Raw genomic sequence first — 22,287 nt, forward strand, 5'->3', positions numbered from 1 at the left:
GCCGGGATCATGGCCGACATAGAAGTTTCAGAACATGGCACGCGCAACCACGGCGCGTTTGGTACCCGGCTGGTTGGCACGGTCGCCTGTCTTGTTGCGGCCGCTTGCCTGTTGCCGATGCTCGCCGTCGTTCTGGCGGCTGCAACGGGCGGAACGGATACGATCTCTCACCTGTTGCAAACCGTTTTGCCGCGCTATGCGCTTACGACGGTGATTTTGGTCGTTCTGGTGGCGATTGGTACGTTTGCCATCGGTGTCGGTGCTGCGTGGCTTGTGACCATGACACGCTTTCCCGGCGTTCGGTTCCTTGAGATTGCTTTGGTTTTGCCGCTGGCTTTTCCGGCTTATGTGCTGGCCTATGCTTATACGTTCATTCTGGATCACCCCGGCATTGTCCAAAGCACCCTGCGCGATGTGACCGGCTGGGGGCCACGCGACTATTGGTTCCCCGAGATACGCTCGACCGAGGGTGCGGCGGTGATGCTGATCCTCGTGCTGTATCCTTATGTCTACCTGCTGGCCCGCGCCGCGTTTCTTCAGCAAAGCGCCACGGCTTTTCTTGCGGCGCGGGCGTTAGGCAAAAGCCCTTGGCTGGCGTTCTGGCACGTATCGCTGCCCATGGCGCGCCCGGCAATTGCGGGGGGTGTGCTGCTGGCGATTATGGAAACCATCGCCGATTTCGGCACTGTCGCCTATTTTGGCGTGCAAACATTCGCCACCGGTATCTACACAAGCTGGTTTTCCATCGGAGACCGCGCTGCCGCCGCGCAGTTGGCCCTGTGCCTGCTGGGTTTTGCGCTGGTCATGGCCGTGGCCGAACGGATGCAGCGCGGTAAGGCGAAATACTATCAGGCAGGGAAAAGTCATGCGTCACTGCCCTCGGCGCGGCTAAAGGGCTGGCAGGCTGCCGCGGGCTTTACGCTGTGCGCCATTCCGGTTCTTCTGGGCTTCCTGCTGCCGGTGTTCATCTTGATTCAGATGGGGCTGGAGTCAGAGCAGAACCTGCTGTCGCGCCGCTATATCGGCTTCATTAAGAACTCGCTGACTTTGGCCGGTACTGCCGCCGTGATTACGGTTTGCGCCGCGATCACCGTCGGATTCTTTCAGCGGTTGCGCCCCGGGCGGTTGTCATCTGGCGCGGGGTACATGGCGCGGTTGGGCTATGCGGTGCCCGGAGGTGTCATTGCGGTGGGCCTGATGGTGCCATTTGCCAGTTTCGACAATGCACTGGATGCTTGGATGCGGGCGACCTTTGATGTTTCGACGGGTTTGCTGGTGACGGGCTCAATCTGGCTGCTGGTCGCCGCTTATATGGTGCGGTTCTTGGCGGCGGCGCTCGGCGCTTATGAAGGTGGGCAAAGCACAGTTCATGCCAACATGGACGCGGCCTCGCGGTCTTTGGGGCAAACCCCGCTGGGAACATTGCGCCGGGTTCATCTTCCTATCCTGACACCGTCCTTGTTGACGGCGCTGCTGATTGTGTTTGTGGACGTGATGAAAGAACTGCCCGCGACCCTGATCATGCGCCCGTTCAACTTTGATACGCTGGCGGTGCAGGCCTATCGGTTGGCCTCGGATGAACGGCTCGAGGGGGCTGCGGTCCCCTCTCTGGTCATCCTGGCGGTGGGGCTGTTGCCGGTCATCCTGATCTGTCGACAGGTTGGTCAGCGGCGTTAGAGCGATCCAAAAATATCACACCCGGGTGTCGCCGGACTTGATTCAGACGCGTTTTCCGGCAAGGCTTGGGGTATGAACATGCAGCCTCCCAGCCGGTTCTCTGCAAACTCGGCCCAGATGCCCGTCGCGTTTAACCGGCATGAGATGTCCCATATTCTGTCCGTCTACGGCCGGATGGTCGCCGCCGGAGAATGGCGCGATTACGGTATTTCCAACTTGCGGGACATGGCCGTGTTTTCGATCTTTCGCCGAACTGCGGAACATCCCATCTATCGGGTCGAGAAACACCCCCGGCTTCGACAGAAACAAGGGATGTATTCGGTCGTGGGCATGGATGGCCGAATCCTGAAACGCGGCCACGATCTGCGCACGGTGCTGCGCGTGCTTGAGCGTAAGCTGATCCGTTCAGTTGACCTTGATTAGAGCCGCTTATGGGCCGTCACCGGCCCGTCACCCTGTTCCAGAATGCGCGTGATCGCCTGTTCCATTGGCTCAAACGTCACGTCCATGTGGAAAGCATTGGCGTGCAGCAGCATATCCTCGGAATAAACCCAGGCCACATGCCCTTTCCAAAACAGCAGATCGCCGCGCTGAGGAGGGGTGCCCTGCGGCAGCAGATGACCAAGTTCGCGCTCCTGATCGCCACTGTCTCCTGGGCAGGGTTGTCCGCAGGCTAGCAGCCCGGCCTGAACCAGTCCTGAACAATCCAGCCCGAACCGGCTGTTTCCGCCCCAAAGATAGGGTGTGCCCAGAAAAAGTTCGGCTACTGCAACAGGATCGGTCAGCGGAACGCCCACATGTTTGGCGTGAACGGTCGGGATGAACCCAAGCTCGGTGTCCAGAAAGCCATTTACCTCGGACGTGGCCGCAACCCTGCTTCCAAAACTCAAAGAGGTCCGGTCGGGGCTTTTCATGTCTGGCCGAGCATAGGCGTGGGTGGCTGGTGCCGTGATCCAATGCGTTGCGCTTAGGTCCGGGCCAAGCTGTTCCGAGCGGACCCAGCCGGCGTAGCCATCTTTTTCTGCGATGACCCGGCTCCAGCCGTTTGCCCGTTCTGAGAGCTCGACAGCGTCACCAAAAAGCAACTGTCGGTCGCGCGGACCGTCCGGCTCGCGCAACAGGTCGGTAACCGGTTGGATGATGCGTTGGCGTGTCATAGGTCCAGCATCTCGGGCAAGGCCGTCAACAAGGCGCGTGGCCCTTGGCCAAACCCGCCCTTGCTGCGACCGGGTTCGTTGCTGCGCTGCCATGAGAAGATGTCGAAATGCATGTAACGGCTGTCGCCTACAAAGCGACGCAAGAACAGCGCGGCGGTAATGGAACCGCCAAACCCACCGGCCGGGGCGTTGTCCAGATCGGCGATGCCCGGCTCGATCAACCCTTCATACGGGTCGTGGAACGGCATGCGCCAGACCGGATCGGCGGCCTTGCGCGCCGCGCGGGTCAGCGCGTCTGCCGCGTTGTCGCTGTCGGTGAAATAGGGCGCAAGATCGGTTCCCACGGCCACCCGCGCAGCGCCGGTCAGCGTCGCCATCGAGATCACGAGGTCCGGTGTCTCTTCGTCCGCAAGCGCCAGCGCGTCTGCCAGAACAAGGCGACCTTCGGCGTCGGTATTGTTGATCTCGACCGTTAGGCCCTTGCGCGAGGTCAGAATGTCGCCGGGCCGAAAGGCGTTTCCGGACACCGAATTCTCGACAGCGGGGATCAGAACCCGCAGTTGCAGCGGCAGCTTCAGCGCCATGATCATACGGGCCAGCCCCAGAACATTGGCGGCACCGCCCATATCTTTCTTCATCAACCCCATCGACGCGCCGGGTTTCAGGTTCAGACCGCCCGTGTCAAAGCACACACCTTTACCGACCAAGGTCAGCTTTGGCCCTGTTGTGCCCCAGTTCATCTCGATCAGCCGCGGTTCCTGCGCGGCAGCGCGGCCAACCGTGTGGATCATCGGAAAGTTCTGATCCAGCAGCGCATCGCCTGCGATCACCGAACAGGATGCGCCGAATTCCTGCGCGAGGCCCTCGGAGGCGGCCTGTAATTGCTCTGGCCCCATATCCGACGCGGGGGTGTTGACCAGATCCCGGATCAGGGCTTCGGCTTTGGCCAGAACCTCAAGACGCGCGGCATCAATGCCGTCGGGGGCAACCAGCCGGGCTTTGGCCGGCGACTGACTGGCATAGCGGTCAAATGCGTATCCGGTCATCAACCAGCCAAAGCATTCAGTTTCCAGAGCGTCCTTGGGAACGCCCCAAGCGATGTGATAGGTGCCTTTCGGCAGCGCCTCTGCCGCAGCCGCCAGTGGAAAACGCTTGCGGGCGCGGCCTGCGGGTTTGCCATACCCCGCCAAAGCGTAAAGCGGCGCGTCGTCCGTTCCGGGAACCAACAAGGTCTGGCCCATCGCCCCCGTAAACCCGTTGTTCGTGACCCAGTTCTGCACGGCATCAGGCTGATCCTTTACCCAATCATCCAGATCGGGTTGGGCGATCACGTGCAGCGGGACAGAATTGTCTGAGGGCGAGGCAAAGGTCAGGGTCATGGGTAACTCGGCTGGTTCGATTTGCGCCCAGCCTAGCCGCCCACATTCCATCTGCAAGCCCCTGTCAGACAGAAAGGTCCTGCTGATCCCAGATCACCGTCAGGGATTTCTCGCCCACGCGGATCAGACGAGACAGGGTGGCGCCCGTGGCGACCGCATCTCCTGCATCTACGTTTCGGGCGACGTCATCTGCGACACCAGCCACTGCTGTCATGCCGACCTGGTCGGCTATTGCCACCAACGACCGCGAACATTTTCGCAGCCCGGTCCAATCGCGCTGCCGCCAGAACCGTTCGCAATTCGACAGGCGAACGGCCAGCTCCTCGACCGTGCGGCACAACACGTCCAGTGCATTCTTTTCTCCAAGCTGCCGATACAACCCGTTCACCCGGTCCGGGTCCAGTCGGACAGTTTCCTTGTGTTCAAGCGTGAAAATATTTTCCACCACTTATTCCCCAATTCACTATACCCCCACGGTACAAGGCGACTTTGACCGAGAACTTCTTTGCAAAACCTTGCGTTCCTGAGGGATAATTGCTCGAATTTTCCTCGAATTCGGGCTAGAGCAGCCCACAGCGAACAAATCAGGGACACGAACATGGATCATGCCAAGCCTTTGCCGAATTATCTGGTCAAACGGTATCATGGCTGGAAAGCCACCACTTATTCCGAGAACCAGGTCTGGTATCGCCGTCTTGCTACAGAGGGACAGCGTCCGCGCGCCATGGTGATTTCGTGCTGCGATAGTCGGGTTCATGTCACTTCGATCTTCGGGGCTGATCAGGGTGAGTTCTTCATTCACCGCAATATCGCCAACCTTGTTCCGCCTTACGCCCCTGACGGTGACCACCACGGCACAAGCGCGGCAATCGAATATGCCGTAACTGCGCTGAAAGTGGCGCATCTGATCGTGCTGGGCCATTCGCAATGCGGCGGGGTTCAGGGGTGCATTGACATGTGCAAGGGACAGGCCCCGCAGTTGGAAGCGAAAGAAAGCTTTGTTGGCCGCTGGATGGATATCCTGAAACCGAAATACGAACTTGTTTCTGATGTCGAAGACGGGGCAGAGCAAGCGCGTCAATTTGAACGGCAAGCGGTTGTGGCCTCGTTGGAAAACCTGATGACCTTCCCGTTTGTGTCGTCGGCGGTCGAGGATGGCTCGCTCAGCCTGCATGGATTGTGGACCGATATCGGTGAAGGCGGACTGCAATGTTATGATCCGCAGGCGAAGAAGTTCGTCGTCGTTTAAACCGCCGAAGGTTCTTTCAATTTGACGGGCGTGGGATCAGGTTGCCGATTCCGCGCCCTTTTTTGTCCAACGTACCGCACCCAGCCTGAACCGATTCAGGTCGGTCGATACGTAAATTGTGTGGTCCGACCACCTGGGACATTACTTCAAACGCAATCCTGATTGGTTAAATTAAAGGCGTTCGTCCGTTTGCGACGGCCCAGCGGGGCGATTTCCCAATAAGAAGAAGCCAAAAAAATAGCCATTCTGCACTTTTTTTAACTTTTTCGTTGCCGAAACCGGTTTCGGAACAAAAAATTGCAATCAATGACAGCGAATCTTTCACATCGGCCGCGGGACACCGCAGATCGCCCCTCGGTTTCTGGGCGCGTCAAGCTTGATGAATTGGCCGCGCATCTGGGCTTGTCTAAAAGCACTGTATCGCGGGCGCTCAACGGGTATTCTGATATTTCGGCTGTGACCCGCGCCAGGGTGGAAACGGCGGCGCGCAAGTTGGGCTATCGACCTCTGAGCCATGCGCAGGCCATCCGTACCGGGCAGGTTCGTGCGATTGCGATGGTGTTGAACAGCGACGAACCTGATCGTCACAACCCGTTCCTGCAGGATTTTCTGGCTGGTGCGTGCGAGGCTGCAAGTCACCTTGACTGGACGATGACGATTTCGACCGCGACCTCGGAACGGGACACGTTGAAAGTCCTCAGCAGATTGTTCGAAGAACGCAAAGCGGATGGTTTCATTCTGCCCCGGACCGCAGTCAAGGACGCCCGGATCGGCCTTTTGCGCAGCCTTGGGGTTCCCCACATCCTGTATGGCCGTACCGGGTATGGGCAGCCGAACACGTGGGAGGAAACCTCTTGGTTCGATATCGCCGGTGAAACGGCGATGCGCAAGGCGGTTTTGCGGTTGGCCGGGTTTGGACATACGCGCATTGGTTATGTCGGCAGTGACCTCAAGTTCAACTACAGCCACCTGCGCCGCGATGGGTATGCCGAAGGTCTGCACGAGGCTGGATTGCCCTTGGACCCCGACCTGATCCGGGACGGGGTCAGAACACGGGATGAAGGCGCTGCGCAGGCCATGGCCTTGATGCAGGTCGAACAGCCCACGACAGCAATTGTCTTTGCCACCGATCTGGCGGCCTTGGGCTTTTACCCGGTCGCGCAGGATCTGGGGCTTGAGATCGGTCGTGACGTGTCCATCATTGGCTATGACGGCATTCCCGAATCCCGGTACGCGCGCCCGGCTCTGACCAGCTTTGCGGTAGATTCACACATGGCCGGACAGCGTTTGGCGACGATGCTGATCCGGCAAATCCGGGGCGACGACCCCGCAGGTTTACGCGAACTGACCGAAGCCACCCTGGTTGAGGGTGGATCGGACGGACCGCCAACACGAACGCCACAGGAACTGGCGCGCATAATACAGACTGACAATAATCATAACCGGGGAGACCGATCATGAAACTTACACCCAAGATGTCCCGCCTGATGCTGGGCACGTCGCTGGCAGTGATGCTTGGCGCGCTGTCGGCGCAGGCGGATACGATCCGCTTCTGGACCACCGAGGAACAGCCCGAACGTCTGGCCAAGCAGCAGGAGATGGCCGACCAGTTCAAAGCTGAAACGGGAACGACAGTCGAAGTGATCCCTGTCACCGAAAGCGATCTGGGTACGCGTGCAACCGCGGCCTTTGCTGCCGGTGATCTGCCGGACGTCGTTTATCACACACTGCAATACGCTCTGCCCTGGGCCGAGGCGGGTATCCTGGATACCGAAGCCGCAACAGAGGTGATCGAGGAACTGGGCGCGGACACATTCGCCCCCGGGGCGCTGGCAATGGCGGCGTTCAATGGTGAAACGGCCTCGGTCCCGGTTGATGGCTGGACCCAGATGGTCGTCTACCGCAAGGACCTGTTCGACGAGGCTGGTCTGGAAGCCCCAAGTTCCTATGCCAATGTTCTGGCTGCGTTGGACAAGTTGCACAACCCGCCGGAAATGTACGGATTTGTCTCGGCCACGAAGGTTGACGAAAACTTCATGAGCCAGGTGTTGGAGCATGTCTTCCTCGCCAACGGCGTTTCGCCCGTTGGCCCGGACGGGTTCCAGCCGCTGGATGAGGCCAAAACCACCGAAGTTCTGGACTTTTACAAGGCGATTTCCAAAGCCTCGCCTCCGGGCGAGTTGTTCTGGAAGCAATCGCGCGAGCTGTATTTCGATGGCAAAGCCGCGATGATCATCTGGTCGCCGTTCATTCTGGATGAACTGGCAGGTCTACGCGACAGCGCGCCGCCCACCATCACCGATGACCCGACCTCGCGCGATTTGGCGTCGAAAACGGGGATTGTGACCAACTTCTCTGGCCCATCCAACCCGGACGGCGCAGCATGGGGGGATGTGCGGTATTTCGGGATCACCAATGACGCCGATACTGACGCGGCGATGGAGTTTGTGAAATTCGCCATGGATGATGGCTATACCCAGACGCTGTCCATCGCGCCCGAAGGCAAGTTCCCGGTGCGTCGCGGTAACGCCGACAACCCGACGGCCTTTGCCGAAGCGTGGGCGGAATTGCCCGTGGGCGTTGATCGCAAGGCCCCGTTGGGTGAGCTATACGATCAGGCGATGATCGACGAGATCGTCGGCGGTTTGGACGTTGCGCAGCGTTGGGGCGTGGCCGAAGGGCAGCTTTCGCTGGCGTCCAAGATGATCAACTCTCAGGTCATCAACCGGATCGTGCGTCAATATATCGACGATGAAATCGACGCCGCCGCTGCCGTGGCCGCGATGAACGAAGAACTTGCCAAGGTTCAGTAGACCCCTGCTTGACCGGTATCTGCAGCGGCGTGCGCGCCGCTGCACCTAACCCTCTGAGGTCCACCTATGTCTTCGGCCACCCCACCGACCGGAACCGGGGCGCTTGCCAAACGCGAGGCGCGTCTGGCCTGGGCTTTGCTTTCCCCAACCGTGATCAGTGTATCGCTTGTGGTGATCCTGCCCTTGCTGGCGATCTTCTGGATCAGTTTCAAGCCGTTCACCCTGTCTGACCTGCGCCCGCCTGCGCCCGTTGTGCGCGAAAGCCTGCGCGGATCAGGCGAGGATCTGCGGATCGAATACCGCGTGCGCAATTCAAGCCAGGAAATCGCCATTGAAGGCGTGACCGTGACAGATGTATTGCCCGATGGTGTAACGGTGGGCGAAGTTTCCGCCCCTTGCGTGCTGAACGGGCCGGATTTGTTCTGTGATTTCGGCACTCTGGAAGGAGGTCAGCGCGAACGCATTCGAATTCCGGTCACCGTGGACGGAGACCCTGACGCCTTTGAAGACGCGATCGAAGGGTCCGAACCCGGCGTCACCGGCAGCGGGCCAAGCGTTCTGACCAATTTCCAGTTCAGCTTGGAAAACTATGCTCGCGTATTCGACGGGGATGAGTTCTGGGGCGTTCTTTGGGTCACGCTGTTCTACACGGTTTTCGGTACCATCGGAGCCTTGGTGATGGGTCTGTTTGCGGCTCTGTTGCTGAACAAAAGTTTCAAAGGGCAGGGTATCATCCGGGGGCTTTACCTGTTTCCCTACGTCGCACCGGTGATCGCGGTGGCCTTTACGTGGGTTACGCTGTTTGACCCGTTCTCAGGCTCGGCCAATGCGTTGCTGGTGCAAATGGGATTGAGTAGCGAGCCAATTAATTTCTTCGGCGAGCGGCCTTTGGCGTTGATCATGGTCACTGTGTTTGAGATTTGGCGCTATTTCCCGCTGTCCTTCCTTTTCATTTTGGCTCGGATGCAGTCCATCGACTCCAGCATGTATGAGGCGGCGGATATGGACGGGGCGTCGCCCTTCCAGAAGTTCTGGCTGCTGAGCATCCCGCAACTGCTGGGCATTCTGTCGGTGCTGTTCCTGCTGCGCTTTATCTGGACGTTCAACAAGTTCGACGACATTTTCCTGCTGACCGGCGGCAATGCGGGCACGCGCACCCTAACCGTGAATGTCTATGAACAGGCATTCGCGATTTCCAATATCGGGGCAGGCGCAGCGGTGGCCGTTGTGATCCTGATGTGCCTGATCGCCTTCAGCTTTGTCTTCTTCCGCTTCATCAGCCGAGAGGAGGGTCTGTGATGCGCAAAGGATATATCACCGGCCCGGTTCTGGGCGCGCTCTGGCTGGTTGTGATTGCCACCACTGTCGCCATCACCATGTCGTTTTCGACCGGGGCAGCGTTTCGCCCGCAGGTCTTGCTCTGCCTGATCTGGGGGGCTTTGGCCGGGCTGGTCTATGTCCGGTTTCCGGCACAGCGTGCACCGGCGCGGTTGGGGATCTCGGCCCTGTTGGGCTTGTCTGCCCTGACCGGATTTGGCCCGGTCCTGATCGGCTCGGATACGTCTTTGCAGGCCGTATTGGTCACGGTTCTTGCCATGGCCATTGTTACGCACCTGTCTCTGGCGGCGATCCTGCGGGACACGCCCTTAGGTGAGCTCACCCGCCACGAATTTGAAGACGCCGTGATCCGGTTCTGCACCGGCTTCGGCTATATTTTCTTCACCGCCATTGTCGTCATCCCTTTCTATGTCATGGTGATGACCAGCCTGAAATCGCAACAGGCCCTATTGCAGAACCCGTTGGATTTCTCGGTTGACCTGTCGCAAGGCTGGGCGCTGTTTCGCAGCTATTCGGAGCTGTTCCGAGACTTCAATTTCGGCACTTACCTGTGGACCTCGTTCTATGTGTCAGTCCTGACGGTGTTCATCACCCTGTTGTTCAGCGTTCCCGGAGCCTATGCCGTCGCGCGATTTCGGTTCAAAGGGCAAAAGGCGTTCTCACGCTCGATCCTGCTGATTTACATGGTGCCGATGATCGTTCTGGCGCTGCCGATTTACATCGCGTTTTCGCTGACGGGTCTGCGCAACTCGATCCTGGGCATTGTCATGATCTACCCGGTTACCACGATCCCGGTCGCGCTCTATATGCTGCAAGGTTACTTCCGGGGTCTGCCGACCGAAGTGGAAGAGGCCGGTCTGATGGATGGTCTGTCGCGGCTGGCGGTGATTTGGAAGATCACCCTGCCGCTTAGCCTGCCTGCGCTGGCGTCGGTGTCGCTTTATGTCTTCATGATTGCGTGGAACGAGTTCCTGCTGGCCTTCATGCTGCTCGACGACCCGTCGAAATTCACCCTGACCCGAGGCGTTACGATGCTGAACTCCTCGGAGATTCCCCGCCAACACCTGATGGCCGGCGCGGTGATTGCCACCGTTCCGATCATGGCCCTGTTTCTGGGGCTTGAACGTTTCATGACCAAGGGCCTGACGGCAGGCTCGGTCAAAGGATGACTGACATGAACTACTATACTACGCCGAGTGAATCGGCTCGCAATATCCTGATTGCCAATGACAGGGGCGGCTACACGATCCCCACCAGCGGACTGTATCCCTACCAATGGAACTGGGACAGCGCGGTTGCTGCGCTGGGTTTTGCCGAGTTCGACATCAACCGCGCATGGGTTGAGCTTGAGACGCTGTTCTCGGGTCAATGGGCGGACGGCATGGTCCCGCATATCCTGTTTCACAAGCCCGATCCGGGCTATTTTCCAGGACCGGACGTGTGGGGCGGAACGGGGCCGATCCCGTCTTCGGGGATCATTCAACCTCCATTGGCGGCAACAATGGCGCGGCGGGTAGTGGATATGGATCCGGTGGCAGGCAAAGAACGGATGCGGGCGCTGTTCCCCAAGATGCTGGCCTGGCACCGTTGGATCATGGCGTGGCGGCTGGACGATCACGGCGCGGTCTGCACCACCCACCCGTGGGAGGCCGGGCGCGACAATGCCCCCGACTGGGACAATACGATGGCGGCAATTGATGCCTCGGACGTGGGTGAATATCAGCGCCGTGATACCAGCCATGTCAACAGCGCCGACCGTCCGACGAAATACGACTACGACCGCTACATCAAACTGGTGAATATCGGCCGTGAGGCGGGATGGGATCAGGCGAAGCTGCTAGAGGTGAATCCGTTTCGCGTGGCCGATCCGACCATGAGCTTCACCACCCTGCGCGCTGCCCGCGATCTGCTGGCCGTGAGCAATGATCTCGGGCTTGAGGCTGACGGTCTCAGCGCCGATATTGATCGGCTTGAGGCTGGTGCGCGATCCCTTTGGAATGAGGTGCTGGGCGCGTTTGACGCGCGGGATGCGCATACTGGCGAATGGGCAGAAAGTGTCTCTAACGCAAGCTATTTGTGCTGGTACGCAGGAATTGAATCGGCCCGGATGCTGGACCGGGTCAAGACGGTTCTGACCACGGTACCGCATCCGATTCCCAGCTATGACCCGCACATGCCTAAATTCGACGAACGCCGATACTGGCGCGGCCCGACATGGGCATTCATGAACATGCTGACCGGTTTTGGACTGGCTGAAATGGGCCACGGGGTCGAAGCCGAAGCTCTGCGCCTGAAAACCGCGCGCCTGATCGCCGGACATGGCTTTGCCGAGTATTTTGATCCGCTCACCGGAGGTCCCGCAGGTGGCAATTCATTCACATGGACCGCCGCCGTTTGGCTGCACTGGGCAGGGAGGAACTGATGGGCAGCATCGAACTCAAAAGCGTCGAGAAATGGTTCGGCGAGGTGCAGGTGATCAAAGGGATCGACCTGCAGATTCAAAAAGGTGAGTTTGTCGTCTTTGTCGGCCCCTCGGGATGCGGCAAGTCCACCCTGTTGCGCATGATTGGCGGGCTCGAGGATATCTCGCGCGGGGGGCTTTTGATCAACGGGGCGGATGTGACCGACCACCCGCCCTCGAAACGGGGGCTGACGATGGTGTTTCAGTCCTATGCTCTGTACCCCCATTTGACCGTGGCCGAGAATATGGGGTTCTCGCTGAAGGTGGCGGGTGTGTCCAAGGCCGATATCGCCGAGCGTGTCGGAAAAGCGGCTGAAGTCCTCAAGTTAGAGCCTTATCTTGAGCGCCGCCCCAAGGACCTATCCGGTGGGCAGCGTCAGCGCGTGGCCATCGGTCGGTCCATCGTACGCGACCCGACCGCGTTTCTGTTTGATGAACCCCTGTCCAATCTCGATGCCGCCCTTCGGGTCGAAATGCGCTATGAGATTGCCAAGCTGCATCAAAGCCTGAACCGAACCATGATCTACGTGACCCACGATCAGGTCGAGGCGATGACGCTGGCCGACCGAATCGTGGTGCTGGAGTTCGGCAAGATCGCACAGGTCGGCACCCCGCGCGAGCTGTATGAACGCCCGGCCAACCTGTTTGTGGCGCAGTTCATCGGCAGCCCAAAGATGAACGTCCTGCCCTGTACCGTGGCCGGGGATCAGTTCCGTTTGGAAAACGGCGGCAGCGGTCCATTTGACCGGACGGGCGAGGCGACACGGCTGGGCATCCGCCCCGAACATATCAGCGTGGTCGAACCGGGCACAGGCCACAGCGACGGCGTGGTCGAGGTTGTCGAATACCTTGGCGCCGACATGTTCATCATCGTCGATTGCGGCACCGAAGAAAAAGTCACCGTTCGCCTTGGGGGAGATACCGAAATCAAGGCCGGGGCGCAGATCGGTCTGCATTTCGCGCCCGAGAAATTGCAGTTTTTTGATGGGGAGGGGCAGGCGTTGTAATCGCGGTGGCTGCGCCTGTCGAATGGGCGCATCCACTGTCTTTCGCCCTTCGATCCTTTCGGGCTGTGTCTAGCCCACTTGCTTCAGTTTCAGCGGCCAACTGACCTCGTACATGTCTATGTTTTCGGACCTGCCTATGGATCGAACATCCTCTGAAATGCGTTCGGCAACAAGGACGCCCCTCAGTTGTCCATTTGCGAAGCCGTCCAACCTGCCCAGCGCAAGCAAATAGTCCGAGACCTGATGTATTGCTGCCGGCTTGGCTTCGGCACGTTTCAGTTCGATGATCAGCCAATCGCCATTCAAACGGTCTCGGGCGAGAATATCGATCCGCCGCGAATTCAGGCCGCCGTCCAGCGGATATTCATCCTGATAAACGTCGTAGCGTGCGCTCCACGGCGTTTGGGACCAGTTCAACAGTAATTCGCGCTGGATGACATACTCAGTAGTAAATCCTTCGCCGGTATGAGGTTTTCGGTTCAGAGAAAGGACAGAGTGATCAAATTCCGCCAGATGCTCGAGTGTCTGGATAACCCTGTCACGGTAAACAACCAGATGACCTGCCGTCTTGTTGCGCTTCTCGAACTCGAAGGAAAGGCCGCTCGCTACAAACTGTTCATGGTACTTTCCGTTGAACACGGCGTGGCCATAGTCGCCGCGTGCGACTGAAAATGTATCAATAGCGAGAGACCACTGATTGTCTCTGGATGGTGAAAAGGCGAGATAGACAACGCCCCGCGGGTTGGGCCAACGCGCGTTGCGGCGCGGATGATCGTTTCGGATCATACAGGTCAAGTCACTGGTCAGTGCCGTTTCGATCAGATGCTCTACGGGTGGGGTAAGATCCCAGTTTCGCGCGATGTAGGCCTCGTCGTATTGATGCACGAAAAGGCCACCTTCCACGTCTTCAATCTCAATACCATTTGAGAAGGATCTTGGGGGTACCATTACTGCGATCACCTGCATGCCAAAATGAGTTCAGAAGCAGGGTAACGGCTTAACTCGCCAGGATGGAAAGATAAATTCTCTTTCAAAAAAGAACCCCGCCAATTTCATGGCGGGGTGTGTCTTAAAGGCCTTGATCAGGTTTACCGAACCTCAGCCCTTTTTCAGAACCTCACGGCCCAGCAGTTCGGCGATCTGCACAGCGTTCAGGGCCGCGCCTTTGCGCAGGTTGTCGGACACGCACCACAGGTTGATGCCGTTCTCGATGGTCGAATCCTGACGGATGCGGCTGATGAACGTGGCGAAATCGCCCGCGCATTCGATCGGCGAGACGTAGCCGCCGTCTTCGCGCTTGTCGATCACCATGATGCCTGGGGCCTCGCGCAGGATGTCGCGGGCCTCATCCTCGTCCAGGAATTCCTCGAACTCGATATTCACGGCCTCGGAGTGGCCAACGAACACCGGAACGCGGACGCAGGTAGCTGTGACTTTGATCGACGGGTCGACGATCTTTTTGGTCTCGACAACCATCTTCCACTCTTCCTTGGTCGAGCCGTCTTCCATGAAGACGTCGATCTGCGGAATGACGTTGAAGGCGATCTGTTTCTGGAACTTCTTCGGCTCAACCTCGGTGGTGGGGTTGTAGATGGCTTTGGTCTGATCCCAAAGCTCATCCATACCGTCTTTACCCGCGCCCGACACCGACTGATAGGTCGAGACGACAACGCGCTTGATCCTGGCGCGGTCATGCAGCGGCTTCAGCGCGACAACCATCTGCGCGGTCGAGCAGTTGGGGTTGGCGATGATGTTCTTGTTTTTATAGTCGTGGATCGCCTGCGGGTTACATTCCGGCACGATCAGCGGAATATCCGGGTCGTAGCGATAGAGCGAGCTGTTGTCGATCACCACACAACCCGCAGCGGCCGCCTTGGGCGCGTAGACTTTGGTCGCGTCCGAGCCGATGGCGAACAGCGCCATGTCCCAGCCGGTGAAGTCGAAGGTGTCGATGTCCTGGGTGGTCAGTGTCTTGTCGCCAAAGCTTACTTCGGTTCCCAGCGAACGACGGCTTGCCAGAACAGCAAGTTCATCGATGGGGAACTGGCGTTCCGCCAGGATGTTCAGCATTTCGCGGCCCACGTTACCCGTGGCGCCGGCGACAACGACGCGATAGCCCATTTCATGTCTCCAAAGTTAAGGACGCGCGTTCATAGCCGCGTTGCAGCAAAGAAAAAAGAGTTTTCGGGGCATATTTCACCCAATGACACCGATTTGACGCGGCGCATCGCCTCAGTTTTCGGTCAGAAGCCGTTCGTAGAGGGCAACAAGGGTCTTTGCTTCGCCGTTGATGTCGAAATTCTGTTCGACATGGGCACGGGCAGCGCGGCCGGATTGGGTGAGGGAATCATGGTTTTTCAGCATTTGGGCGCTGGCGTCCACCATGGCGGGGATGTCGCCCGGCGGGATGATACGGCCCAGCGTAGGGTCGGTGACGATTTCCGAGAACGCTCCGACATCGGTGGCCACGACGGGCACGCCGCAGGCCATCGCCTCCAGCGGGGTGAGGCCGAATCCCTCCCACCGCTGGGGCGCGATGAATAGGTCCAGCACCTGATACCATTCGGCGATCTGGTCGACCGTGACTTCGGGCATGAACAGAATGCGGTTGGACAGGCCCGCAGCCGCGACCTTGTCTTTCAGCTCGGCCAGAAAGGCGGTGTGCTTTTCTGTGGCGCGGCCCATGACGATGCCGTGGACGTCATCGAACTGGCCACACAGCTCGATCATCGCATCGACAAAAGCGTCGGTGCCTTTCTGTTGGCGGATGCGGCCATAGCAGCCCAGCAACAGACCATCCGGCAGACCCAAGCGGGTACGAACCGCCGCCTTATCCTCGGGCGGGGTGAAATCCTGCAGGTTGATGCCATGCATGATGACCTGCGCGTCCCGGTCCAGATACCCGGCGGTCTTGCGCGAGGTGGCCACCACGGCGTCCATCTTGCCGATTAGCCATTTGGTATAGCCCGAATGGCTGCGCTGCGAGGCGCTGGTGAATAGCAGCTTCAACCGCAGGCGCAGGATGTTGCGCAGGAACAGACCCAACAGCATCTCGGTGTTGCGGCGCGCATGCCAGACACGCAGGGATTTACGCGACAAAAAGGGCAGGCGGCTCAGCGGGATATGCGGAATGTCGGCAGGCAGGCCGGGGCCGGTGGCGGCTATGTCGATCCACTGCACTTGCAACGGCACCAACCGCGCAATCGTCGCCGTTACGCCTGAAAGCCTGCGTTTCAGATTGGGGGCGATAACGCGCGGGTCGGACATGGTTGCTCCTGACGGTTTCAGCGTCAGTCGACGCTGTCCCGGCTGAATAGATAGATCACGCAGCCAATGGCAAGCGTGACCGCGAAAAAGCCGAATATCGCTGTGTAGGGTGCGCTTGGACTGATGTCCACTGTGGCCGCATGGATGCGGCCGGTGACGAACTGCGCGAAGCCGACGCCACCGATCCCGAACAGGTTCAGCAGGGTTACGCCTCGGCCCACAAGATGTGGCGGTACAAAGGCGCGGCCATGCGCCATGATGACTGGAAAGCTGGCCCCCACAAAGCCAATGATCGAAATCAATACGATGGACACCCAGACGCTGTTGTCGATCCACAGGCACAGCAGTGACAAAGCGATCACCCCCAGCGCATTGCCGCCAAAGATCACCCATTTCCGCGTGCCTAAAATCCGGTCGAGCGGCCCATAGGTAAAGGTCCCGGCAATCATGGCGGCTCCCATGATCAGCGTCGCCGTGCCGATTTGCGTGGTACTGAGGGCGAAGATATCGCTCAGGTAAGGTCCGGCCCAAAGCCCGCGCGTAGCCGCCGAAGGCGCGTAGGCCACCAGCATCAGCGGCAGGATCGCCCACAAAGCGGGCTGTTTCACTAGGTCCAGAACCGAACCCTTGTGGTCTGTTTCAACCCGTTTGGGGTCATGCACGGTAGTCAGAATACCCAGCGCAATCGCGCCTGAGAACAACGCCAGCACCCACATGGTTGCGCGCCAGCCCATCAATTCGACGGCAAGTGCGGTGGGATATGAGGCCACCAAATTACCCACTGACCCGACACCCAGCATCAGCGCGGCTAGCGTCGCAAAGCGCGCCGGGGGAAACTCACGCGCGAAGATGTAATAAGACGCCATCAGGACCGGTGAACAGCCAACCCCGATCAGCCCCATCGCGATGGCAACGTGGAAGGGCGTAGAAGCGATTGCGAACAATGCAGCCCCACCGGCACCTCCGATCAGTAAAAGTGCGGCGGCCGTCAGGCGCGGGCCGACCCGATCCAGCGCCCAACCCACTGGAAGCTGCATGGCGGCAAAGATCAAAAACCAAAGGCCCGAGGCAAAGGCTAGGTCCTCGGGCGTGGCCCCTATGTCGCGGCCAAGATCGACACTGAGAACGGCAAGGAAAGCACGAAAAAACTGGCTGAGCACATAGCCCAGACACAACACCACCAATCCTGCCTTCATGTATCGCCCCTCTTCCCCAACGGCTGACCGCCCCTGATTGGCACGTACAATCGCCGCACACAAGCACGTGTGTCGTGACGATTTCACGGGACAGCAACCGCAATCGCACTACCCTAGGAGGTGATTTCTGATCGAGGCGATTATGAAAGACGCTCAGGCCGCGTTTTATGACAGTCTTCCTTTGCTGCGCGACTTTGCCCGGCTTGCCGACCCCGTGCAGTTTTCAGCCCTTCCTGACAATTGGGTCGTCGGGGTGGCGGATATTGTCGATTCAACGGGCGAAATTGCCAAAGGCCGCTACAAGACCGTGAATATGGTCGGCGCCGCGGTTATTTCAGCCATGATCAACGCCATGAAGGGCAGCGACTTCCCCTATGTGTTTGGCGGCGACGGCGCAGGGTTTGCCGTCCCCGCTAGTGCGGCTGACGACGCCCGATCCACGTTGGCTGCCTTGCGGCGCTGGGCCGAGGACGAATTCGGAATATCTTTGCGCGCCGCGTTGATGCCCGTTGCCGAAATCCGGGCGTCGGATCGGGATTTGCGTGTCGCCCGCTACGCGCCGTCCGATGGCGTGGACTATGCCATGTTCTCGGGCGGTGGGTTGGCCTGGGCCGAGGCGCAGATGAAAGCGGGTGCGTTTGCTGTGCCTGTCGCGGAACCGGGCGCGCAACCGGATCTAACGGGCCTGTCCTGTCGCTGGTCAAACATCAGGGCGGCCCATGGTCAGATCGTGTCTTTGGTGATCGAGCCGACTGCGCAAGCGACTGAGAGCGATTTTGCGGATTTGGCGCAATCTGTTCTGGTCGCCTCAGAAGGGTTAGAGCGGGCGGGACATCCTGTGCCTGTGAACGGCCCGCCAATGAATTGGCCTCCGCCGGGGTTGGATATCGACGCGCATGTGTCGCGACGGGGTCGCAATCTCACTTTGCAAAAACTTGGGTTGCTGGCACAAAATCTGCTGATTTACCTCTTGTTCAAGGTCGGGCGACCCATGGGTGACTTCCAGCCCGAACACTATCAACAAATGGTCAGCCGTAACGCGGATTACCGGAAGTTCGACGACGGATTGAAGATGACACTGGATTGCGACGAGGCGACGCTATCGCAAATCCGAATAATGCTCGAACAGGCCCGTGGTCAGGGAAAGATCCGCTATGGTCTGCATGCGCAAGATGAGGCGATGATGACCTGTTTTGTCCCCTCGGCCACGCGCGACGACCACGTTCATTTTATTGACGGCGCATCCGGCGGCTATGCGCAAGCGGCAGCCGCCATGCAGGGCTGAGGCGTTATTTCCCTTTCCATTGCGCAGCCAGTGCGCGTGCAGCCCGGGTCAGCAACATGACATCAATGCCAACCGCCAGAAACTGCGCGCCCATATCCAGATAGGCCTGACTGGCCTCGTCCGTCGTGCCCAGAATGCCCGGAGCCTTGCCCGCAGCCCTGATCCGCGTCATGGCATCGGCAATTACGGCACGGACTTCGGGTGCGGTACTGTCACCCTGATGGCCCATATCCGTGGACAGGTCCGCAGGTCCGATAAACACGCCGCTGACGCCCTCAACCTTCAGAATCTCGTCCAGAGCCTCGATTCCGGCGCGATTTTCAACCTGAACCAGCAGGCAAATCTGGGTGTCCGCAGTCTGGATGTAATCGGTGGTCGTTCCATACATCGTCGCGCGTGACGCCATGGCCCCGACCCCCCGCACGCCCTGTGGTGGATAGCGGCAGGCGCGCACCAGTTCCTGCGCCTGTTGCGCGGATTCAACCATGGGAACAAGAATGGTCTGCGCCCCGGCGTCCAGAACCATCTTGATCAATGCGGTGTCGCCCACGGGTACCCTGACAACGGGATGGGTGGGACTGGACGACAACGCCATGAGTTGATCGCGCACAGACCGGATGTCGTTTGGCGCATGTTCTCCGTCAATCACCAGCCAGTCGAACCCGGCCGTACCCATGATTTCGGCCGTGACGGCCTCGGCAAAGCTGCTCCAACAGCCGATCAATCTGTCGCCATTTTGCAAAGCCAGCTTAAAGGTGTTTGTAGGGGCGGGCATGTTGGAACCTTTTCATCAGTGATGTGGCGAGTGCGGCGATCGAACCTTGAGAGCATCATTCCCAGTGGTTCCGAGTTTGACCAGCCCAAAAGCGCATGGCAGATCACCGCCCATAACGGTTCGCGCTGAGCCCATCGCGTTAGCGCTCATCAAAAATCTTAAACAGTCTCTAAATAAGGCGTATTTAATAAACTTCGGCTGAGTTGCAGTCTGATGAGATTTCGTCCAAGATTCCTTATGCCCAATGACTTTCCACTTACGTCACGCTCATTGCCCATAGCATTGCTGCGGGCGCGGGAGCGTGTCATGGGACCTATTCGCAAAATGCTGTCAGATGCAGGCGTGACTGAACAGCAATGGCGTGTCCTGCGTGTCCTGCAAGAGGAGGGCCCGCAGGAGCCGACACGTATCGCCGAGCGCGCCTGTCTTCTGCTGCCCAGCCTTACGCGGATATTGCAAAAACTGGAAGCCAAGGGTTTGATCCGGCGCAGGGTTAATCCCGGCGACAAGCGCCGTCAGATTGTCGAGGTCACGGCGCAGGGTGAGCGGATTATTCAGGACAATATCGAAGTGATGATACGTCTTGCCGAAGAAATCAAAGACCAACTGGGCCAAAAGCGGCACGAGGCATTGCTGGACCTGTTGAACGAGCTGCATGACCTTTAGCCCATTCACGGGGATCTGAACTTAGGACGTCATTTCCAACAGGCGGTTCACCTGCTTGCCCCCAGTGGTTTGTCCTCTAAGATGCGCTGTTGTTGCCAGATGAAGGGGTCGCTATGCCGTTTTCGCTACCAAAACCGCTTGAAATCCCGGTCGAGGGCTTTCGACCCCTTACCCGTTGGGCCGCGTTTTCTGTGTTGGACGGAACTATGCGGCGCATGCGGCCGAGATGGGCCACGAGGTTGATCGCGAAGCACCGTTCTATTTCACGAAATCCGCAGCCAATGCGGTTTTGTCCGGTGCCACAGTGCCCTTCCCGCCGGGGACAGACAACTTTCATCACGAGATGGAGCTGGCCGTAGCGATCGGCAAACCCGTCTTTCGTGCGTCCCGAGGAGAGGCCGCAGACGCCGTATATGCCTATGGTTGCGCATTGGACATGACCCGCCGGGACTTGCAGATAAAAGAGCGGAACAAGCAGCGGCCCTGGGATCTGGGCAAAGACCTTGAGAACGGAGCAGTCTTTGGCCCCCTGACACCCGCTGCGGATTGGTCGCCGGATGACGACAAGCGTATCGTTCTAAGCGTGAATGGCGATGTGCGTCAGGACGCAACGCTGCACGAGCTGATCTGGAAGATCGACGAAATCATCAGCCATCTTTCAGGCTATTACCATCTGCGCCCCGGTAATCTGATCATGACGGGCACCCCGGCGGGCGTTGGGCCGGTGCAACCCGGTGACAGGCTGGCGGGTACGATTGACGGCTTGCAACCCATAAGCTTGACCCTCTCTGCGGCAGAATAGACCCTAAATAGGGTCTTTTAGCCAGTTTTCCGCAAACTCTACGCGGCCAAGATCGGTGAATCTGCGCACCCGGCCGAGCTCGGATTCCAACCGACCCGTCCGTGCCGCAGACCAACGGACGGACCGTTCCGGCCACACAGCGCTGACTCGCAATGCGTCGTCGTCGCGGTGGGCCTTCATGTCGATGCGACCGATCATTCGGTCACCTTCCAACAGTGGAAACACATAGTAGCCGTAGGTCCGCTTTGGGGCAGGTACGAACACCTCGATCCTGTAGTGAAACCCAAACAGCTTTTCCGCCCGGTTACGATCGCGAAGCATGGGGTCGAACGGACTAAGCACTCGGATACGGCCCGGCGGTTTGTTCAAGTGATTTACGTCTTCGGAGCCGGGCCGTGAGAGCATCCTGCGCGTCCTTCCATCAGCACAGGTGACTTCGATTTCCTCCAACTCTCCTTTAGTTAGAGCCTGTTTAGACCATTCCCGGGTTTCTGTGGTGCTTACCGTGTCCCAGAACGCGGCCAGTTCGCCCGAGGTTGCAAACCCCAATCGGTCCATCGCCGCATTGCACAACCAATCAACGGTTTCTTCCGGGTCTACCTGCAGCTTGCCGGGGCAAAGATGGTCGTCGATCACACGTTCTGTCAGGTCATAGCGTTTCTGAAACCCTTGTCGCCCAATCACAGTCAACGCCCCGGACCGCCACAGGAACTCCAGCGCGGTTTTGGATGGGTGCCAGTCCCACCAGCCGCCCGATCCTTTCTTTTCGTCCTTGCCGACGTCTGACGACGACACTGGCCCGTGGTCACGGATATGCTGCAAGACGGTTTCAAACCGCTGTTCGAACCCGTCCCGGCGCCAGTTCTTCCACCGGGACTTCAACATATCCGCGTCTCGTTGAAACCTGAGATGCCAATGCCGGTAATACTCCATGGGGATAACCGCGGCGTCATGTGTCCAATGTTCAAACAATGCCCTGTCGCGTTCGTACAGGTGTTTCAGATTCTTCGCGCGATAGCTGGGCCTGCGCGAAAACAGGATCATGTCATGGGCGCGAGCCACCGTGTTGATGCTGTCCAGTTGCACAAACCCCAACCGCTGAATCAGGTCCAGAAGAGCGGTCCCCTTGGCGCTGCCCGTCGGCGGCTCAAGAAGGGCGTGCCGATCCAGGAACACGGCCCGCGCTGTTCGGTTGTCCAGTTGACGAAGCGCCAT

General features: G+C 58.9%; 20 protein-coding genes and 1 pseudogene. 12 read left to right on the top strand and 9 right to left on the bottom strand.

Annotated elements, in window-relative coordinates; all coding sequences use genetic code 11:
* Positions 1 to 9: 9 nt before the first annotated feature.
* Both ACT2B1_RS01745 and ACT2B1_RS01750 read left to right on the top strand, forming a co-directional pair.
* Positions 10 to 1,677: an ABC transporter permease gene (locus ACT2B1_RS01745; RefSeq protein WP_481668452.1), complete on the top strand. Its 1,668-nt coding sequence runs from the start codon at positions 10 to 12 to the stop codon at positions 1,675 to 1,677.
* 72 nt (positions 1,678 to 1,749) lie between these two features.
* Positions 1,750 to 2,100 carry a DUF2794 domain-containing protein gene (locus ACT2B1_RS01750; protein ID WP_171123908.1) on the top strand — a complete coding sequence of 117 codons (351 nt, stop codon included), beginning with the start codon at positions 1,750 to 1,752 and terminating at the stop codon, positions 2,098 to 2,100.
* Here ACT2B1_RS01750 and ACT2B1_RS01755 read toward each other — a convergent pair.
* The 3 genes from ACT2B1_RS01755 to ACT2B1_RS01765 form a co-directional block, all read right to left on the bottom strand.
* Positions 2,097 to 2,834 carry a C40 family peptidase gene (locus ACT2B1_RS01755; protein ID WP_171240407.1) on the bottom strand — a complete coding sequence of 246 codons (738 nt, stop codon included), beginning with the start codon at positions 2,832 to 2,834 and terminating at the stop codon, positions 2,097 to 2,099. The two genes, ACT2B1_RS01750 and ACT2B1_RS01755, sit on opposite strands and share 4 nt — an antisense overlap.
* Positions 2,831 to 4,213: a leucyl aminopeptidase family protein gene (locus ACT2B1_RS01760; protein ID WP_481668995.1), complete on the bottom strand. Its 1,383-nt coding sequence runs from the start codon at positions 4,211 to 4,213 to the stop codon at positions 2,831 to 2,833. Before ACT2B1_RS01760 ends, ACT2B1_RS01755 begins: the two co-directional genes overlap by 4 nt.
* A 64-nt stretch (positions 4,214 to 4,277) precedes the next feature.
* On the bottom strand, positions 4,278 to 4,661 hold the full coding sequence (locus ACT2B1_RS01765; RefSeq protein ID WP_481668453.1) for a hypothetical protein: 384 nt from the start codon (positions 4,659 to 4,661) through the stop codon (positions 4,278 to 4,280).
* A gap of 150 nt (positions 4,662 to 4,811) precedes the next feature.
* Between ACT2B1_RS01765 and ACT2B1_RS01770 the strand changes: the two genes are divergently transcribed.
* From ACT2B1_RS01770 to ACT2B1_RS01800, 7 genes are all read left to right on the top strand, one after another.
* Complete coding sequence (locus ACT2B1_RS01770) at positions 4,812 to 5,462, top strand: carbonic anhydrase (protein ID WP_171123916.1); 651 nt, start codon at positions 4,812 to 4,814, stop codon at positions 5,460 to 5,462.
* Between the two features lie 306 nt (positions 5,463 to 5,768).
* On the top strand, positions 5,769 to 6,923 hold the full coding sequence (locus tag ACT2B1_RS01775) for a LacI family DNA-binding transcriptional regulator (RefSeq protein WP_481668454.1): 1,155 nt from the start codon (positions 5,769 to 5,771) through the stop codon (positions 6,921 to 6,923).
* On the top strand, positions 6,920 to 8,275 hold the full coding sequence (locus ACT2B1_RS01780; protein ID WP_171123920.1) for an ABC transporter substrate-binding protein: 1,356 nt from the start codon (positions 6,920 to 6,922) through the stop codon (positions 8,273 to 8,275). The genes ACT2B1_RS01775 and ACT2B1_RS01780 overlap by 4 nt, the downstream gene beginning before the upstream one ends.
* A 66-nt stretch (positions 8,276 to 8,341) precedes the next feature.
* Positions 8,342 to 9,574 carry an ABC transporter permease subunit gene (locus ACT2B1_RS01785; protein ID WP_481668455.1) on the top strand — a complete coding sequence of 411 codons (1,233 nt, stop codon included), beginning with the start codon at positions 8,342 to 8,344 and terminating at the stop codon, positions 9,572 to 9,574.
* On the top strand, positions 9,574 to 10,782 hold the full coding sequence (locus tag ACT2B1_RS01790) for a carbohydrate ABC transporter permease (protein ID WP_171124188.1): 1,209 nt from the start codon (positions 9,574 to 9,576) through the stop codon (positions 10,780 to 10,782). Before ACT2B1_RS01785 ends, ACT2B1_RS01790 begins: the two co-directional genes overlap by 1 nt.
* A gap of 5 nt (positions 10,783 to 10,787) precedes the next feature.
* Positions 10,788 to 12,035, top strand: coding sequence for an MGH1-like glycoside hydrolase domain-containing protein (locus ACT2B1_RS01795; protein WP_481668456.1), 1,248 nt, complete (start codon positions 10,788 to 10,790; stop codon positions 12,033 to 12,035).
* On the top strand, positions 12,035 to 13,081 hold the full coding sequence (locus ACT2B1_RS01800) for an ABC transporter ATP-binding protein (protein WP_171240401.1): 1,047 nt from the start codon (positions 12,035 to 12,037) through the stop codon (positions 13,079 to 13,081). Before ACT2B1_RS01795 ends, ACT2B1_RS01800 begins: the two co-directional genes overlap by 1 nt.
* A 69-nt stretch (positions 13,082 to 13,150) precedes the next feature.
* Here ACT2B1_RS01800 and ACT2B1_RS01805 read toward each other — a convergent pair whose 3' ends face one another.
* From ACT2B1_RS01805 to ACT2B1_RS01820, 4 genes are all read right to left on the bottom strand, one after another.
* Complete coding sequence (locus ACT2B1_RS01805; RefSeq protein WP_171240400.1) at positions 13,151 to 14,029, bottom strand: endonuclease NucS domain-containing protein; 879 nt, start codon at positions 14,027 to 14,029, stop codon at positions 13,151 to 13,153.
* Positions 14,030 to 14,179: 150 nt separating this feature from the next.
* A complete protein-coding gene (locus ACT2B1_RS01810) occupies positions 14,180 to 15,202 on the bottom strand; it encodes an aspartate-semialdehyde dehydrogenase (RefSeq protein WP_481668457.1) in 1,023 nt (340 codons plus the stop codon).
* A 111-nt stretch (positions 15,203 to 15,313) separates the two neighbouring features.
* A complete protein-coding gene (locus ACT2B1_RS01815) occupies positions 15,314 to 16,348 on the bottom strand; it encodes a glycosyltransferase family 4 protein (protein WP_481668458.1) in 1,035 nt (344 codons plus the stop codon).
* A 23-nt stretch (positions 16,349 to 16,371) separates the two neighbouring features.
* A complete protein-coding gene (locus tag ACT2B1_RS01820) occupies positions 16,372 to 17,544 on the bottom strand; it encodes an MFS transporter (RefSeq protein ID WP_481668459.1) in 1,173 nt (390 codons plus the stop codon).
* A gap of 142 nt (positions 17,545 to 17,686) precedes the next feature.
* Between ACT2B1_RS01820 and ACT2B1_RS01825 the strand changes: the two genes are divergently transcribed.
* Positions 17,687 to 18,829, top strand: a complete 1,143-nt coding sequence (locus tag ACT2B1_RS01825; protein WP_171124202.1) for a DUF3095 domain-containing protein — start codon at positions 17,687 to 17,689, stop codon at positions 18,827 to 18,829.
* Between the two features lie 4 nt (positions 18,830 to 18,833).
* On the opposite strand, the gene ACT2B1_RS01830 is transcribed toward ACT2B1_RS01825, so the two are convergent.
* Complete coding sequence (locus tag ACT2B1_RS01830) at positions 18,834 to 19,604, bottom strand: HpcH/HpaI aldolase family protein (RefSeq protein ID WP_171240397.1); 771 nt, start codon at positions 19,602 to 19,604, stop codon at positions 18,834 to 18,836.
* Positions 19,605 to 19,841: 237 nt separating this feature from the next.
* Between ACT2B1_RS01830 and hpaR the strand changes: the two genes are divergently transcribed.
* Complete coding sequence (gene hpaR, locus ACT2B1_RS01835) at positions 19,842 to 20,270, top strand: homoprotocatechuate degradation operon regulator HpaR (protein ID WP_171123943.1); 429 nt, start codon at positions 19,842 to 19,844, stop codon at positions 20,268 to 20,270.
* Between the two features lie 113 nt (positions 20,271 to 20,383).
* A pseudogene (locus ACT2B1_RS01840) lies at positions 20,384 to 21,072 on the top strand (fumarylacetoacetate hydrolase family protein).
* Positions 21,073 to 21,075: 3 nt separating this feature from the next.
* On the opposite strand, the gene ACT2B1_RS01845 reads toward ACT2B1_RS01840, so the two are convergent.
* Positions 21,076 to 22,287: a winged helix-turn-helix domain-containing protein gene (locus ACT2B1_RS01845; RefSeq protein WP_481668460.1), complete on the bottom strand. Its 1,212-nt coding sequence runs from the start codon at positions 22,285 to 22,287 to the stop codon at positions 21,076 to 21,078.

The organism is Ruegeria sp. S263 (assembly GCF_056780525.1).